Genomic DNA, 16591 nt, shown 5'->3' with positions numbered 1-16591 from the left:
CTCAGAACACCGAGAGGCGCGGGATCGCGGTGACGAAGCGCCCGCCCCAGTCACGGATCGTCGCCATTTCGCTGGCGATTTCGTCCTTGAGGTTCCAGGGCAGGATCAGGACGTAGTCTGGCCGCATCGCCAGCAGCGCCTCTGGCGAGACCACCGGGATGCGGCTTCCCGGAAGGCGCGTGCCCTGCTTGTGCGGGGAGCGATCGGCGACGGCCCCGACCAGTTCGGGGCCGATGCCGCAGTAATTGAGGAAGGTGTTGCCCTTGGCTGCCGCTCCGTAGGCGCAGACGGTCCGATGCGTCAGCCGCAGATCCGCCAGGAAGGCCAGGGTGGCGCACTTGATGGCGACTACATCCTCCGCGAAGGCGGCGTAGCCTTCCGGACCGAACAGCCCGCCCGCCCGCTCCTCCGCCAGCACCCGTGCCACGGCGTCGGTCTCCGCATGGGCTGCTGCCGCATGGCAGAAGAACACCCGCAGGGAGCCACCATGCGTCGGCCATTGCTCGACATCGAACACCCGCAGGCCGTGCGCCGCCAAGATGTTCGAGACGGCGCCGAGGGAAAGATACGAAAAATGCTCGTGATAAATGGTGTCGAACTGGCGCTCCTGGATCATCCGGAGGAGGTGCGGGAACTCGAACGTACCGACTCCCTCGGATTTCAGTAGAATCCGGAAACCTTCGACGAAGTCGTGAATGTCGGGCACATGGGCGAGCACGTTGTTCGCCGCCATCAGGTCGGCCGCGTGACCGTCCGCCAGCAGGCGGCGGCCGGTCTCCTCGCCGAAGAATGCCACTTCGGTGGGGATGCCGCGCTGACGAGCCACTGCCGCCACGTTGGCAGCGGGCTCGATTCCAAGAGCCGGGATGCCGCGGGCGACGACCGCTTGCAGCAGATAGCCGTCGTTGCTCGCCACCTCCACGACCTTGCTGACAGGCGAGAGCGAGAAGCGCGCCTGCATCGCTGCTACGTAGGCCTCCGCATGGGCGATCCACCCGGCCGAGAAACCCGAGAAGTAGGCATAATCGGAAAAGATCGCCTCCGGGGTCTCGAAGGCCTCGAGCTGCACGAGCCAGCAGGAATCGCAGACATAGGCATGGAGCGGGTGGAACACCTCACCCCGGTTCACCCGGTCCGGCGGCACGTAGGCGTTGGCCAGCGGCGACAGGCCGAGATCGGCCACGCTTCGCCGGAGGGCGGCTCCGCATGCCCGGCAGGTGCGTGACGGGCCCGCAGAGGTCGTTTCAGAGGCAATCATGTCCGGAACCGTCATATCCGACATCGTCATCCGCTGAGCGCCTCGTAGGCCTCGATCTGCGCCAGAGTCAGGTCGCGGGCCGAACCGCCATCGGCCTCGGCGCGATGCCAAGCGGCGGTCCAGGCCAGGGCCGCGTCGAGGCGCAGGCGCCGGTCCCAGCCGAGATAGGTACGGGCCTTGGCGGAATCGACCTTGAGGAAGGTGGCCTCGTGCGGGTGGATCGCCGGGGAGAGGTGCCACAGGGCATCCGCCCCCCAGGCCTGGGCGAGTGCATCGACGAGGTGGGCCACCGGCCGGCAGTCCTCGTCAGCCGGCCCGAAGTTCCAGGGCTCGGCGTAGCGCGGCCCGTCCGCGCCCACTAGGCATTCGGCCAGGCGGAGATAGCCGCTCAGGGGTTCGAGCACGTGCTGCCAGGGCCGGGTGGCGTGAGGCGCCCGGATCTCGACGGACTCGCCGCGGGCGAAGGCGCGGACGATATCGGGCACCAGCCGATCCTCCGACCAGTCACCCCCCCCGAGGACGTTGCCCGCCCGCGCGGTCGCGATCCGGCAGTCGCGCTCGGCAAGGAAGGCGTTGCGATAGGCCGCTGCCACCAATTCGGCACAGGCCTTGGAACTGCTGTAGGGGTCGTGGCCGCCCAGCGCCTCCGTTTCGCGATAGCCGTAGGGCCATTCGCGGTTTTCGTAGGCCTTGTCGCTCGTCACCACCACGACGGCCCGCACGGAGGGCGTCGTTCGCACCGCATCGAGCACGTGGGCGGTGCCCATGACGTTGGTGGCATAGGTGCCGAGCGGATCGCGATAGGAGGCACGCACCAGCGCCTGGGCCGCCATGTGGATGACGATCTCGGGGGCGGTGGCGGCGAGGCAGGCCCGCACAGCGTCCGCATCGCGGATGTCGCCGAGATGCGAGTCCATCCCGGCGCCGATACAGGCCGCCTCGAACAGGTTCGGCGCGCTTTCGGGCGGAAGTGCCAGCCCGCTGACGCGGGCCCCCAGGCGCCCCAGCCACAGGCAGAGCCAAGCGCCCTTGAAGCCGGTCTGACCAGTAACGAGCACCCGCCGGCCGGCCCAGAACGCGGGATCGGGATTTGGGTCGCGGGTGCGCGGCAGGGGGAAGGGCGAAGGCTGCACGCTGAAAATCGATCTCCAGGGGGGCGACGAGACTACCAGCACTTCCAGGGCGGCGCCTCGCTCGCCCACAGGGCTTCGAGGTGGTTCTTGTCGCGCAGGGTATCCATCGCCTGCCAGAACCCGGTGTGGACGTAGGCCGCGAGCTGCCCGTCGGCGGCAAGGCCCTCCAGGGGTTCTGCTTCCCACACCGTGCCGTCCCCCGCGATCCGGTCGAAGACGCGCGGCGAGAGCACGAAGAAGCCGCCGTTGATCGTCGCTCCGTCCCCCGCCGGCTTCTCGCGGAAGCGGCGCACCGTGCCGGCCTCTAGATCCAGCGCGCCGAAGCGGCCAGGCGGTGTCACCGCCGTGAGGGTGGCGAGCCTGCCCTGCGCCTTGTGGAAGGCAGCGAGCGCGGTGAGGTCCACGTCGGCAACGCCGTCGCCGTAGGTCATGAAGAAGTCGTCGTCACCCAGATAAGCGCGCACGCGCTTCAACCGCCCGCCCGTCATGGTGGTTTCGCCTGTCTCGATCAGCGAAACGCGCCAGTCCTCGGCAGCGCTGCGGTGAAAGTCGACGTCGCCGCGTCCGATGTCGATGGTGACGTCGGAGAGGTGCAGTCGGTAGTTCAGGAAGAATTCCTTGATAACGTAGCCCTTGTAGCCGAGGCAGATGATGAATTCGCGCACCCCGTGAGCGGCGAAGATCTGCATGATGTGCCAGAGGATCGGACGACCGCCGATCTCCAGCATGGGCTTGGGCCGCGTCACTGTCTCCTCGGACAGGCGCGTACCGAGACCGCCTGCGAGGATGACTGCCTTCATGGGGTCCTGAACGGTCTTCGCGGGGCCTGGAACAGGCGCCGGAGCGGCGTTTCCGCAAGGCTTAGTCGAGGGGATGGACTTCGTCCAGGCGTGGGGCCGGCCGATCGATGAGCCGGCTTTTCCGGTCTCTTGCGGGCTCGCCCGGGGCGCCTGTCATCGCAGCTTCACATGGGCCGGTCATGCCCGGGCCTGAGAGGATCATCCCGGTTGCTCGTGGATGCATCCGGAATGATGGGCGCGGGCGAGGAGCCATCGCGCTAGGGTCGAAGAAGAGGACGTGCGATGTGGGCGGCTGACGAGCGCGGGACGGCCGAGCCTGGCGAGGGCGGCCTGACCCGTGCGGCGATGGCGTCGCTTCCCGGAGCGGGAAACGACAGGGAGGGCGAGCGCAGCATGGCGAAATCCGACAAGCGCCTCCGTCCCCCGGGCGCCAAGAGCGTCGGTTGGGCCCTGGTCCAGGCCGCGCGCCTGCACCGGTCCCGTATCGGTGACCGCTTGGTTGCCCTCGACCTCTTCGCCGGTCAGGAGCAGGTGGTGCAGGCGCTGGCCGCCGCCGGGACCATGACGATGGGGGATCTCGCCGCGATGCTGCGGGTGCGCCCGCCCACCGCCTCCAAGACGATTTCGCGGCTCGCTGCCCTCGGCTTCGTGGAGCGCCGGGCCGAGGCCGGCGACGGCCGCATCGTGCGCGTGCGGCTTACCGAGACGGGGATGGCCAAGGCTGCCGCCATCGAGCGGCTGTGGGATGATGTCGAGGCGGAACTCCTCGATGGGTTCGACGGCAAGGAGAAGCGTCGGCTTCGCAAGCTCCTGCGCAAGGCCGCCCGCAACCTCGCCGAGGCGTCCGGCGTCACCGGCCACGAGGTCGAGGGCGATTCCGAGATGGATGAGGAGGAGGCGGATTCGCTCGTGGTTCCGGAAGCCCTGTAGACGGGCCGCCCTATGGGTCGGAGACCGCCGTACCACCCAGCGGCCGTGTGCGATCAGGACAGTCTCTCCGACCTCCTGCACGACCCGAGGCCATCAAGGCTGCAAGGGACCCTACGCCGGCATGTGCGGCTTGGCGTTGACAGCCTCGGGTTTGGCTTTGCGCATCAAATCGCGCCGATTTCAAACGTGGGTGAATATCGGGTTTCACGTCCCGTGCGATCGATCCCTTCCGGTTCTCCCTTCCGGTTCTCCCTTTCGACTCCTGCTGCCATGGGCGACGCTAGGTCCAGCCCGGTGCAGCTATGCGTGAATGCGGGAATGCGGCTCTGCTCTGAAGCTCCGCGTCACAGGACTGACGCTGGGCCCCACGGCTTTGGCCGAGCTGCGCGCCGAGATTGGGATCGAGCCGTTGGGGATCGATTCGAGGGCCGCCGCGCCCCGGCCAGGGCGCCCGGTCGGCATCGCGCTGACGTGCGGTGCAGGGCCTTCTTCGCCTGCCTCGACGCGTCGGCCGAGACGCTGGCTGGCCTGGGAGGACGACCCACTACTCTCGACCCCCATGCGCTACGCGGTGAACGTCTCCCTGGTCTTGTTGGTCCTGAACCCGCTGTGAGCGCCCGGTGTGGCCCAGACGAATCGGTTCGGTCTCAAGGTCCTGCGCGCGCTGCTGCTGTTCGGAACGACGGCCCTCAGCTTCTGGACCTTGCGCAAGCTCCAACTCGCCGAAACCCCGTCGACCGGGTTCGCCGCGCCCCTGATTGGCACGCTGATCATCGGGCCGCTACTCGGCGAATGGTCGAATCCGCGCCGCTCGGCCTCTTCGGCACGATGGGGCATTGGCGTCTGGTGCTCGCCCACGCCTGAGCGCCCGCAAACGTGCTGGCGTCCTTGATGTCCATCCAACTGCTCTGGTCGTTGGTGCTGGGTTACCTGATCTTCGGCGACGTGCCGGACCGATGGACACTGATCGGTGCGTCCATCGTCATCGGCTCCGAGCCCTACTCTCCTGGCCCAGAAGCGGCGCTCCGCTCAGCGGTGACGGCGATGGTGGGAATGGCCGCGCGACTTCATGCGCGTGCGATAGGCGCGGCGGCCGGGGTCGATGCCGAGCGCCCCGTTCACCGTGCCGACCGCGCCTCCGACCGCACCGCCCACGATGCCGCCCACCGGACCGGCGACCCGATCGCCCTCGGCGGCTCCCCGGCGCATTCCACCGGGCAGGCCCTGTGCTTCGGCCGTGCCCGACAGGGCGACGGCGGACAGGACGAGGCTGGCGGCGATCAGAGCTTTTCTCATGATGGTGTCTCCCGATGACGCTGCGTCTCGGCCCATCCTTCAACCAGGACAGGTCCCGAGCGCGCGAGAAACAACGGCCGAGCTTGGAAAAGGTGGCATCGAAAGTTCGGGCCGAACGTGCGGGAGGTCGGAAAGCTCGCTAGTCTCAGGTCGATGCCGCTGCTAGAAGCCGCCAGATGTGCGTTGATGGTGATCCGTGCGGGTGGTTCGGCGTGCCGGACCGGACGACCCGGTCTCGAATTATGAGCCCGGCCTGCGCCTGAGGGCCGCCGTGGCGGACCCGATGCGAAGGCCGGGAGGGCGATCACTCGCCTCCGTTCCGCTGGCCCTGGGGGCAGATCGCCCACCGACCGCCCGACACCGACCCGCGCCGAAGACCTCACAGACATCCCATGAGCGACCAGACCTCCCCCCCCGTCGTGCCAGCCCGCGACTATTCGAAGACCCTGTTCCTGCCTCAGACCGAGTTCCCGATGCGGGCCGGCCTCCCGGTACGCGAACCTCTGCTTCTCGAGCGATGGGCCGCCACCGGCCTCTATGGACAGATTCGTGCTCAGGCAGCCGGCCGGCCGAAATTCGTGCTGCATGACGGCCCGCCCTACGCCAACGGCAACATCCACATCGGTACGGCGCTGAACAAGATCCTGAAGGACGTTATCGTCCGCGCGCAGGGCGCGCTCGGCTATGACGCCAATTACGTGCCGGGATGGGATTGCCACGGCCTGCCGATCGAATGGAAGATCGAGGAGCAGTACCGCGCCAAGGGCCGCAACAAGGACGAGGTGCCGGTCCTCGAATTCCGCCAGGAGTGCCGGGCCTTCGCGGGGCAGTGGCTCGACGTGCAGCGTGAGGAGTTCAAGCGCCTGGGCGTCACCGGTGATTGGGATCATCCTTACGCCACCATGACGTTCCCCGCCGAGGCCACCATCGCCCGCGAACTCATGGCCTTCGCGATGACGGGCCAGCTCTACCGCGGCTCGAAGCCGGTGATGTGGTCGGTGGTCGAGAAGACAGCTTTGGCCGAAGCCGAAGTCGAATACGAGGACGTCGTCAGCGACGCGATCTTCGCCGCCTTCCGGATCACTGACGGCGCTCCGACGGAGCTTGCACCGGCACGGGTGGTGATCTGGACCACCACGCCCTGGACCATGCCGGCCAACCGGGCGGTCGCCTATTCTAAGAAGGTCGCCTATGGCCTCTACAGGGTCACGGCAGCCGCCGACGACAACTGGGCCAAGGTCGGCGACGCCTATGTCCTTGCGGACACGCTCGCCGCTTCCGTCTTCGCCAGCGCCCGCGTCGAGACCTTCGAGCGCCTGCGCGACGTCGCGCCGGCCGAACTCGCCGGCCTGACCCTAAGCCATCCGCTCGCCGCCCACGTGCCCGGCTACGACTTCGCCGTTCCGCTCCTCGATGGCGAACATGTCACGGACGAGGCCGGTACCGGCTTCGTCCACACGGCGCCGAGCCACGGCCGGGAGGATTTCGAGGTCTGGATGGCCAACGGCCGGATGCTGGCTGAGCGCGGCATCGACACCCGCATCCCCTACACGGTGGATGCCGATGGGATGCTGACCGACGAGGCGCCCGGTTTCACGGGAAAAATCGTCTTGAACCACAAGGGCGAGAAGGGAGACGCCAACAAGGCGGTCATCGCTGCGCTCACCGACGCGGGTACCTTGGTGGCGCGTGGCACGCTCAAGCATAGCTACCCGCATTCCTGGCGATCGAAGAAGCCGGTCATCTTCCGCAACACCCCACAATGGTTCATCGCGATGGACCGCCCAGTGGATTCTCTCGGCAACCGAACCCTGCGTGAGGTTGCCGTCCAGGCGATCGAGGAGACCCAATGGGTACCGCCGCAGGGCAAGAATCGCATCAACGGGATGGTCGCCAACCGGCCAGACTGGGTGGTCTCGCGCCAGCGCGCCTGGGGCGTGCCGATCACGGTCTTCGTCAAGCGCGGCACTCACGAGGTGCTATGCGATGAGCGTGTGAATGCTCGCATCGCTGCAGCCTTCCAGGCGGAGGGCGCCGACGCCTGGTTCACCGATGCGGATGGCGCCCGCTTCCTCGCCCCGGACTACGATCCGGCGGACTATGAAAAGGTCACGGACGTCCTCGACGTCTGGTTCGATTCCGGCTCGACACATGCCTTCGTGCTTGATGATCCTGAGCAGTTTCCAGGTCTCTCCGGCGTCAAGCGCCGCCGCGATGGCGGCACCGACACGGTGATGTACCTTGAGGGCTCGGACCAGCATCGCGGCTGGTTCCAGTCGTCATTGCTGGAATCCGCAGGCACTCGCGGACGCGCGCCCTACGACATCGTCCTGACCCACGGGTTCGTACTCGACCCCAAGGGCCTGAAGATGTCGAAGTCCAAGGGCAACGTCGTCGCGCCACAGAATGTCATCAAGGATTCCGGTGCCGACATCCTGCGCCTGTGGGTTGCGGCCTCCGACTATGCCGATGACCTACGCATCGGGCCCGAGATCATCAAGACCTTTGCTGAGACCTACCGTAAGTTGCGCAACTCGCTGCGATGGATGCTTGGCTCGCTGGCACATCTCGAACCCGGCACCGAGATCGCCCATGCGGACTTGCCCGAACTGGAGCGGCTGATCCGGCACCGCCTCTCCGAACTCGACGGCGAGATCCGCGAAGCTTACGCGACCTTCGACACCAAGCGGGTGGTGGCACTCCTCAACGGTTTCATGACCGGCGATCTTTCGGCTTTCTACTTCGATGTCCGCAAGGACGTGCTCTACTGCGATCCTGCCTCGTCTGCGGTGCGCCGGGCCGCCCTGCAGGTTATCGATGAGACCTTCCGCCGGGTTACGATCTGGCTGAGCCCTGTCCTGGCCTTCACGGCCGAAGAGGCGTGGCTCGACCGCTACCCATCCGAAAACGACTCGGTCCATCTCCAGATCCTTCCGGAGACGCCGGCCGCTTGGCGGGACGACGCTCTGGCGACGCGCTGGCAGACCATCCGCCGCGTGCGTCGGGTCGTCACCGGCGCCTTGGAGATCGAGCGCACGGCCAAGCGCATCGGCGCCAGCCTCGAGGCGGCGCCTACCGTGTTCATCGCGGACTCGGCGCTGCGGGCGATCGTCGAGGGCGTCGACTTCGCCGATATCTGCATCACGTCCGCCATCCGGATCACGGACGGGGAAGGCCCGGCGGAGGCCTTCCGCCTCGACGATGTGCGAGGCGTTGCGGTGGTGCCGGCCCTGGCCGAGGGCCGGAAATGCGCCCGGTCCTGGCGGGTGACGCCCGAGGTCGGCAACGACCCGGACTATCCCGACGTGACCCCACGCGACGCCCGCGCCCTGCGCGAGTGGGATGCTGCCCAAGCCAGCACGAGTGCCGCGTGAGCCAGCGTCCGCAGCACCCCTTCCCCCAGCCAGGGGGGAGGGCCAAACCATGCATGTAACTCCTTTCCGCCTCGGCCTCGGTGCCCTTCTCCTGACCCTGATCCTCGACCAGGCTTCGAAGCTTTGGCTCTATTTCGGCACCGATCTGGTGCTGACCCAGCCCTGGCGGCTCACGCCCTTCGCCGAGTTCCTCGTCGTCTGGAACCGGGGCGTGTCCTACGGGATGTTTCAGCAGGAGGGTGGCCTCGGCCGCTGGGTTTTGGTGGGGGTGTCCTGCCTGGCGGCCCTCGGCCTGATCTTCTGGATGCGGCGAGCGGAGACGCGTCTGCTCGCCGTTGCCCTCGGGCTCGTAGCAGGCGGCGCCATCGGCAACGCCATCGACCGGGCGGCCTATGGCGCGGTGTTCGACTTCGTTCACCTCCACTGGCGCACTTGGTCCTGGTACGTTTTTAACATCGCCGATGCGGCCATCGTCGCGGGCGTTGTTGGCCTCATCCTCGACAGCCTGCGGCCGGTACCTCGGCGCACGGGTTCCAGCCTTTGAAACAGGATCGGCATTTCTAGTCGCCCTGTGATCCGTAAGTCACAGTCGGAATCGTTGTGCGGCCGCGGCTGGTGCGCTGCGGTCAAGGCGCCATACGATCGCCTGAAACCCAGGTCAGGCCGAGAGGGTCGGATCAGGATCGCTGTACACAAGGCGACCATCCGGGCTCGGGCAACCGGGACCCACAACCGGGCGGAGAGCGGGGATAGCATGATCGGGCATCGCGGTTTGCTGTTGGTTATGGCGGGTGTTCTGACCGCCGGGAGCGCGCAGGCGCAGCAGGGCGTCTTCATGCGCGACGCCCTCAGCAACATCGGCCTCATCGAGCCCGAGAAGCCCGCGATCACCTATCGCGAGCGGGCCCCCCTCGTGATGCCGCCCAAGCTCGACGGCAAGGCCCTGCCGGCCCCGCGCCAGCCCGAAGCCTCGGCCCAATGGCCGAAGGATCCCGAAATCGTCCAGCGTGAGCGCGAACGCGAGGAGGCTAAGAAGCCCATCGCGCGAGGTGCACAGGGCCGGATGAACGACAACAACATGACCCTGTCGATCGACGAGATGCGTGGCGGGCGCCGTGCCAGTGCCCAGACCCGTACCGAGCCGGGGCGCCCCGAAGGCGAGAACGATGACCGGAACTCGTTCTGGTCGAATCCCTTCGGCCTGCGCTCCGCCGAAGTCGCGGAGCCGTCGGCGGTCGAGCCCGATCGCGACGTGCTCACCGATCCGCCCAATGGCTATCGCAAGCCGCCCCGTAAGGTTGCCAAGACCAATGGTGACCCTGTGAATAATCCCTACCGCGAGCGCGAAGAATCCGATCCGGGCGCCTATGTGCGTGCGCGCTCAGCGAACTGAATTCCGGGTCAGGCTCGGCGCCGCGCAGGGTGCGGGCGTCGCGAGAGAACCCGTTTCCTGCCCCTCCGACGCACCCCCGTGGCGTGGAGCCGGCGCAATGCCAACATGACGGATGGCCCTCGCAGGCGGCCAGCCGCAGAAGGAAGAGCTTCGATGCATCTGTTCAGGAAGGACACGCCCCTCTTCGGACCGACGCGACGGCACGGCAGCGCCGGTCGGGCGGAAGCCGCTCCCTTCGGACGCTCCGAGGCAGGTGGGCCCGAGGTCAGTGCCTTCGCCCTCGACAATGGACTCGATGTCGTCGTCGTTCCCGATCACCGCGCCCCGGTCGTCACGCATATGGTGTGGTACCGCAACGGCTCGGCCGATGATCCGCTCGGCCAGTCAGGCATCGCCCATTTCCTTGAGCACCTGATGTTCAAGGGGACCGAGCAGCACCCGATCGGCGCCTTCTCCAAGGCCGTCTCCGGCCTCGGCGGCCAGGAGAACGCCTTCACCTCCTACGATTACACCGCCTATTTCCAGCGCGTCGCCCGCGATCACCTGCGGACGATGATGGAATTCGAGGCCGACCGCATGACCGGTCTCGTCCTCGACGATGCCGTTGTGGCGCCCGAGCGCGACGTGGTGCTGGAGGAGCGCCGCATGCGGGTCGAGACCGACCCGTCGGCGCAGCTGTCCGAGGCGATGGCTGCCTCGCTCTTCGTGCATCATCCCTACGGCACGCCGATCATCGGCTGGATGCACGAGATCGAGGAACTGAACCGCACGCACGCTCTCGACTATTACAAGCGCTTCTACACGCCGGAGAATGCCATTCTGGTGGTTGCCGGCGACGTGACCCCGGACGACGTTCGCCGCATGGCCGACGACACCTACGGCCGCGTCACTCCGCAGGGCACCCGGCCGCTGCGCATTCGTGCCAAGGAGCCGGAGCCGCGGGCGCTCCGCCGCCTCGCGGTCGCCGATCCCAAGGTCGAGCAGCCGACCCTGCAGCGCCTCTACCTGACCCCGTCCTGCATTACTGCGCGAGACGGCGAGTGCCATGCGCTCGAACTGCTCGCCGAGGTCATGGGCGGTGGCTCGACCTCCTACCTCTACCGCAAGCTGGTGATGGAACTCGGCGTCGCCGTGAATGCCGGCGCCTGGTACATGGGCTCGGCCATCGACGACACCCGATTCTCGGTCTACGCGATCCCGGCCGAGGGCGTCAGCCTGGAAAAGCTGGAGGAGGAGGTCGACCGCGTCCTCCGCCGCGTTCCCTCCGAGGCCTTGAGTGCGGAAGCGATTGAGCGGGCGAAGACGCGGCTCGTGGCCGAGACGGTCTATTCCTCCGACAGCCAGTCCTCGCTAGCCCGCATCTACGGCTCGGCCCTCGCCATCGGCGAGTCTATTGAGGAGGTCCGGCGTTGGCCCTCCGACATCGAGGGCGTGACGCAGGCGCGCCTCGCGGCGGTGGCCGAGCGCTACCTGACGCCGTCCCGCTCCGTGACCGGTTACCTGACCAAGGCTCGCGAAGCCGAAGCAGCCTGAGGCCTTTCAGGCCGCGCGGCCGATCCGACCCCGCGGCTGGCCGATCCCCTTCGAGAGGCCGCGGCCCTGCCGCCGCGCCCCACGCACAGCATGAGGTTCCCATGAACGTGGCCACCACCGACCTGCTCGACACGTCCGCCACCCGCTCCGCGACCTCGCCGACCCAGGCCGTTCCCGTCGCGACCGCCCCCGGCATCGAGGCGTGGCACGTCGAATCCCCGGTGGTGCCGCTGATCGCCCTGGCCTTCACCTTCGAGGGCGGCGCGGCCCAGGACCCGGAGGGCAAGGCCGGCGTGGCCCAAATGCTCGCTCGCCTCCTCGACGAAGGGGCGGGCGACCTGTCCTCGGACGCCTTCCAGGAGCGCCTCGCGGCCCGAGCCATCGAACTCTCGTTCCATGCCGGCTCCGACGCCCTGGGCGGCTCGCTCAAGATGCTGGTCAAGCATGCGGACGAAGCCATCGACCTCCTCGCGCTCGCCCTGGCCAAGCCGCGCCTCGACCCCGACGCCATCGAGCGGGTGCGGGCTCAGACCCTGGCTGGCCTGCGCTACCAGCAGAACGATCCAGGTGTGATGGCCTCGCGCCGCTTCTTCGCCGAGGCCTATGCCGGCCATCCCTATGCCCGCCCGTCGTCCGGCACGCCCGAGAGCATCGCGGCGATCACCCGCGACGATCTCGTGACGATGCATCGCCAGATCATCGGGCGTGGCGGTTTGAAGGTCGCGGCGGTGGGCGCCATCGACGCCGCACGGCTGGCGGAAAGCCTCGACCGGGCCTTCGGCAGGCTCGCTCTGGCCGCCCCCCTCAAGGCCGTGCCTCAGACCCGGATGCAGAACATCGGCGCGCGCCACGTCGTCGACCTCGACGTCCCGCAATCGGTGATCCGCTTCGGCATGAGCGGCGTGCCCTGGCGCGACCCCGACTTCATTCCGGCTTACGTTCTCAATCACATCCTCGGCGGCGGCTCCTTCACCTCCCGCCTGTTCCAGGAGGTGCGCGAGAAGCGCGGTCTCGCCTACTCAGTGGGCACGTCGCTGGTCAGCCATCGCGCCGCGTCGATGACCTGGGGCTACACCGCTACCAAGAACGAGCGCGTCGGCGAGGCACTATCGGTGATCGGCGAAGAGATCGGCCGCCTGATCACCGAGGGTCCGTCCGACGAGGAGTTGCAGAAGGCGAAGGACTATCTCACCGGCTCCTACGCCCTCGGCTTCGACACCTCGACCAAGATCGCCCATCAGCTGGTGCAGATCGCCTTCGAAGGCCTCGGCATGGACTATATCGCCCGCCGCAACGATCTCGTCGCCAACGTGACCCAGGCCGATATCCGCCGCGCCGGCGCCCGCACCTTCGCGGATGGGAAGATGCTGGTGGTGGCCGCCGGGCGACCCACCGCTTTCTGACGGGTCACCGATTTCCCCAGGCGCTGCGGACGAACCGCCGCGCCGTGGAGCGGGTTCTTGGGACTGTACGCGGGCACGGCGGTTGCTAGGGTGCGGTTGCTAGTGTCTGCCAGAGCGGCGGCGATGCCGCGCCGCTCGCTTTCAAGCTCGGGACAGTCCGGATGACCTCACGCCTTGCCTCCCTGCCGGTTCGCCTTGCCCTTGTGGCAGCGATGGGCCTCGCTGCGACGCCCGCCCTGGCGCATCCGGGCCATGAGGCGGCCAGTGGGTTGGCACAGGGCTTCCTCCATCCCTTGAGCGGCCTCGACCATCTCCTCGCCATGGTGGCGGTTGGCCTCATCGCGGCGCGGATCGGCGGCCGAGCCCTCGTCCTGGTGCCTCTGTCCTTCCTTGGCACGATGGCTGTCGGCGGAGCGTTGGGCGCTGCCGGCATCGGACTTCCCTTCGTGGAAATCGGCATCGCCCTCTCGGTGGTCGTGCTGGGCGCCTCGCTGGCCCTGCGGCCTGCCCTGCCTGTTGCTGCCGCCATGGTGCTGGTTGGCGCGTTCGCGGTGTTCCATGGGCATGCCCATGGTGCCGAGATGCCGGAGACGGGCTCGGGCCTCGCCTACGGACTTGGATTCCTCGGTGCGACGGCGCTCCTTCACGCGGTCGGACTCGGTCTCGGCCTGTCCGCCGGGCGTCTGGCCCGCAGCCTCGCCGCCCTGCGGGTCGCCGGCGCTGGTCTGGCCGTTGCCGGCCTCGGCCTTCTGGCCGGCGCTTTCTGAGCACTACGCCCAACTTCCTTGCACGTCTCCGATCGAACGGCCCCCGCGAGGGGGCCGTTTTGTGTTCGGTGGGCGGCGCACCTATCTGACGGCATCGCCCGTCGCTCAAGGGTCAGCCGATGCAGCTCACCGGAATTCACCATCTCACCGCCATCACCGCGCAGGCCGCAGACAACCTGGCCTTCTACACGCGGGTGCTCGGCCTGCGTCTGGTGAAGAAGACGGTGAACCAGGACGACGTGTCGGCCTACCACCTGTTCTATGCCGATGGCCGTGCCTCGCCCGGCACCGACGTCACCTTTTTCGACTGGCCGGCCCCGCCGGAGCGGCGCGGCACCAACAGTATCAGCCGCACTGGCCTGCGAGTCTCGGGCGCCGCCGCGATCGCGTGGTGGCGCGAGCACTTGGCACGGCAGGGCGTGACCCACGCTGTGCCGATGGAGCGTGACGGTCGCCTCACCCTCGATTTCGAGGATGGTGAGGGACAGCGCCTGATGCTGGTGGATGATGGGGGCGTTGGGGAGGCCCATCCCTGGGCCGGAAGTCCCGTGCCGGCCGAGCACCAGATCCGCGGACTCGGGCCGATCCGCTTGAGCGTGGGACAGATCGCGCGGACTGAAGCGGTCCTGACCGACATCCTCGGCTTGAGCCACGATCGCAACTATGAACTGCCCGAAGGCGAGGTCCGCGTTTACCGCATGGGAGCCGGTGGTCCAGCCGCTGAACTTCACCTCCTCGCCGAGCCGAAGCTCAGCCCTGCGCATCAAGGCGCGGGCGCCGTCCACCACGTCGCGTTCCGGATTCCGGATGCCGAGTATCAGGCTTGGGCCGACCGTCTCCGGGTGCGACGGATTCCTTCCAGCGGGCCGGTGGATCGCTACTACTTCCGCAGTCTCTACTTCCGCGAGCCCAACGGCATCCTGTTCGAGATCGCCACCGACGGTCCGGGCTTTGCCACCGACGAGCCTCTTGAGACGCTGGGCGAACGCCTCGCTCTGCCGCCTTTTCTCGAAAGCCGCCGTGCAGAGATCGAGGCGGGGTTGAAGCCGCTGTGAGGCAAAACCGAAGAATTAAGAACGATTCCAGACCATTGCCCCCAGCGCACCTGCGTACGCGCGCCGCCTTGACGCGCCCACCGCAGGTGCGAGAAGACCCCACGCAAAGCTTCAAGATTCGAGCGAAATTCGAGACGGACCGTCGATGAGCAAGTTCAACGAGGAGCGTGTGCTGAGCGTCCATCACTGGACCGACACGCTGTTCTCCTTCCGCACCACCCGCGATCCCGCCTTCCGTTTCCGTAACGGCGAGTTCGTGATGATGGGCCTTGAGGTCGAGGGCCGTCCGCTCTTGCGTGCCTACAGCGTCGTCTCGGCCAATTACGAGGAGGAACTGGAGTTCTTCTCGATCAAGGTTCCGAACGGCCCGCTCACCTCGAAGCTGCAGCACCTCAAGGTCGGCGACCCGATCATCGTCGGCAAGAAGCCGACCGGTACCCTGGTGCTCGACAACCTGATGCCGGGCAAGAACCTCTACCTGCTCGGCACCGGCACCGGCCTGGCGCCCTTCATGTCGATCATCAAGGACCCGGAAACCTACGATCGCTTCGAGAAGGTCGTCCTCGTCCACGGCTGCCGCCAGGTGCAGGAACTCGCCTATGGCGAGACCATCACGCAGGACCTGCCGAACCACGAATTCCTCGGCGAGGTCATCAGCGCCGGGTTGATCTACTACCCGACCGTGACCCGCGAGCCCTTCCGCAACCGCGGCCGCATCACCGATCTGATGACCTCCGGCAAGCTGTTCGAGGATATCGGTCTGCCGCCGATGTCGGTGCAGAACGACCGCTTCATGCTGTGCGGCTCGCCCGACATGATCCGCGACACTCGCCAGCTGCTCACAGACGGCGGCTACGTGGAGGGCAATCACGGCGAGGCCGGGCACTACGTCATCGAGAAGGCGTTTGTCGAGAAGTGAGCCGGACCTGAGCGGAGCCCGCGCCGTCTTCATCGCCGGTGCCGGGACCGAGATCGGCAAGACCTACGTCACCGCCGCGCTGACGCGGCGTCTGCACGACCGGGGCCGTACCGTACGCACTCTGAAGCCCTTGGCGAGCGGGGTTCCCCCGCTCGGTACCCCCGGTTTTGCGGACAGTGATACAGCGCGCCTGCTTGCGGCGCAGGGGCTACCCGTCACGCTTCGCACCGTCGAAGCCTGCTCGCCCTGGCGCTTCGCCGCGCCGCTCAGCCCCGATCTCGCCGCCGCGCAAGAGGGCCGGACCCTGGCCCTGGATGACCTTATCGACTGGTGCCGGACCGAGATGGCCGGAATCCCGCCCGACGGTACCCTCCTGATCGAGGGGGTCGGCGGTCTGATGAGTCCGGTGACCGGCGACGCGACCGGCCTTGACTGGCTCAAGGCCCTCCGCCTGCCGGCCCTCATGGTCTCGGGGTCCTATCTCGGAGCCATCAGCCACGCCCTCACGGCCGCCGAGACCCTGGGCGCCCACGGGGTTCCACTCCGCGGGATCGTCGTTTGCGAGAGCCCGAACGCGCCGACGTCACCGGATTTCGTGGCGGCGGCACTCCGTCGCCATCAGGGTCGCCATCAGGCTGTCCCGGTCATCGTCATCGCCCGCGACGGCGACTGCCCGGATGCTCTGGCCGACCTCGTCTGACCCGCAGGGCCATCGAACGAGCCCGACAAG

15 protein-coding genes are annotated in these 16591 nt (G+C 67.6%); 11 read left to right on the top strand and 4 right to left on the bottom strand.

What is annotated here, in order from left to right:
• Window position 1: 1 nt before the first annotated feature.
• The 3 genes from ACV7NL_RS03665 to rfbF are packed head-to-tail and all read right to left on the bottom strand — an operon-like array spanning window position 2 to window position 3191.
• The gene (locus ACV7NL_RS03665; RefSeq protein ID WP_463357048.1) at window positions 2-1258 is read right to left on the bottom strand and encodes a methyltransferase domain-containing protein; all 1257 of its coding nucleotides are present in this window, start codon (window positions 1256-1258) and stop codon (window positions 2-4) included.
• A 26-nt stretch (window positions 1259-1284) separates the two neighbouring features.
• Complete coding sequence (gene rfbG / locus ACV7NL_RS03660) at window positions 1285-2391, bottom strand: CDP-glucose 4,6-dehydratase (protein ID WP_463354961.1); 1107 nt, start codon at window positions 2389-2391, stop codon at window positions 1285-1287.
• Between the two features lie 32 nt (window positions 2392-2423).
• A complete protein-coding gene (gene rfbF / locus ACV7NL_RS03655; protein ID WP_056182549.1) occupies window positions 2424-3191 on the bottom strand; it encodes a glucose-1-phosphate cytidylyltransferase in 768 nt (255 codons plus the stop codon).
• A 345-nt stretch (window positions 3192-3536) separates the two neighbouring features.
• Here rfbF and ACV7NL_RS03650 point away from each other — a divergent pair, with 345 nt between their 5' ends.
• Together ACV7NL_RS03650 and ACV7NL_RS03645 are read left to right on the top strand one after the other, a co-directional pair.
• A complete protein-coding gene (locus tag ACV7NL_RS03650) occupies window positions 3537-4121 on the top strand; it encodes a MarR family winged helix-turn-helix transcriptional regulator (RefSeq protein ID WP_463357047.1) in 585 nt (194 codons plus the stop codon).
• Between the two features lie 622 nt (window positions 4122-4743).
• Complete coding sequence (locus tag ACV7NL_RS03645) at window positions 4744-5013, top strand: hypothetical protein (RefSeq protein WP_463354960.1); 270 nt, start codon at window positions 4744-4746, stop codon at window positions 5011-5013.
• Window positions 5014-5150: 137 nt separating this feature from the next.
• Here the strand turns inward: ACV7NL_RS03645 and ACV7NL_RS03640 are convergent, their stop codons facing one another.
• On the bottom strand, window positions 5151-5417 hold the full coding sequence (locus tag ACV7NL_RS03640; protein ID WP_056182540.1) for a hypothetical protein: 267 nt from the start codon (window positions 5415-5417) through the stop codon (window positions 5151-5153).
• A gap of 392 nt (window positions 5418-5809) precedes the next feature.
• On the opposite strand from ACV7NL_RS03640, the gene ileS reads away from it, so the two are divergent.
• The 9 genes from ileS (at window position 5810) to bioD (ending at window position 16561) form a co-directional block, all read left to right on the top strand.
• A complete protein-coding gene (gene ileS / locus ACV7NL_RS03635; protein ID WP_463354959.1) occupies window positions 5810-8791 on the top strand; it encodes an isoleucine--tRNA ligase in 2982 nt (993 codons plus the stop codon).
• A gap of 49 nt (window positions 8792-8840) precedes the next feature.
• A complete protein-coding gene (gene lspA, locus ACV7NL_RS03630; protein WP_463354958.1) occupies window positions 8841-9335 on the top strand; it encodes a signal peptidase II in 495 nt (164 codons plus the stop codon).
• A gap of 210 nt (window positions 9336-9545) precedes the next feature.
• Window positions 9546-10184 (top strand): hypothetical protein, encoded by a 639-nt coding sequence (locus ACV7NL_RS03625; RefSeq protein ID WP_056485446.1) that lies wholly within the window; start codon window positions 9546-9548, stop codon window positions 10182-10184.
• 153 nt (window positions 10185-10337) lie between these two features.
• Window positions 10338-11717, top strand: coding sequence for a M16 family metallopeptidase (locus tag ACV7NL_RS03620; RefSeq protein WP_463354957.1), 1380 nt, complete (start codon window positions 10338-10340; stop codon window positions 11715-11717).
• Between the two features lie 101 nt (window positions 11718-11818).
• Entirely contained in the window at window positions 11819-13120 is a 1302-nt protein-coding gene (locus tag ACV7NL_RS03615; protein WP_463354956.1) for a M16 family metallopeptidase, read from the top strand.
• 161 nt (window positions 13121-13281) lie between these two features.
• Window positions 13282-13887, top strand: coding sequence for a HupE/UreJ family protein (locus ACV7NL_RS03610; protein ID WP_463354955.1), 606 nt, complete (start codon window positions 13282-13284; stop codon window positions 13885-13887).
• A gap of 119 nt (window positions 13888-14006) precedes the next feature.
• Window positions 14007-14942 (top strand): ring-cleaving dioxygenase, encoded by a 936-nt coding sequence (locus ACV7NL_RS03605; RefSeq protein ID WP_463354954.1) that lies wholly within the window; start codon window positions 14007-14009, stop codon window positions 14940-14942.
• 145 nt (window positions 14943-15087) lie between these two features.
• Window positions 15088-15861 carry a ferredoxin--NADP reductase gene (locus tag ACV7NL_RS03600; RefSeq protein ID WP_463354953.1) on the top strand — a complete coding sequence of 258 codons (774 nt, stop codon included), beginning with the start codon at window positions 15088-15090 and terminating at the stop codon, window positions 15859-15861.
• Window positions 15848-16561 carry a dethiobiotin synthase gene (bioD, locus tag ACV7NL_RS03595; RefSeq protein ID WP_463354952.1) on the top strand — a complete coding sequence of 238 codons (714 nt, stop codon included), beginning with the start codon at window positions 15848-15850 and terminating at the stop codon, window positions 16559-16561. Before ACV7NL_RS03600 ends, bioD begins: the two co-directional genes overlap by 14 nt.
• Window positions 16562-16591: the final 30 nt, after the last annotated feature.

The organism is Methylobacterium sp. Ger2507, assembly GCF_055231875.1.
The sequence above is the reverse complement of the archived record's forward strand: the minus strand, read 5'-3'. Positions and strand labels throughout refer to the sequence as shown.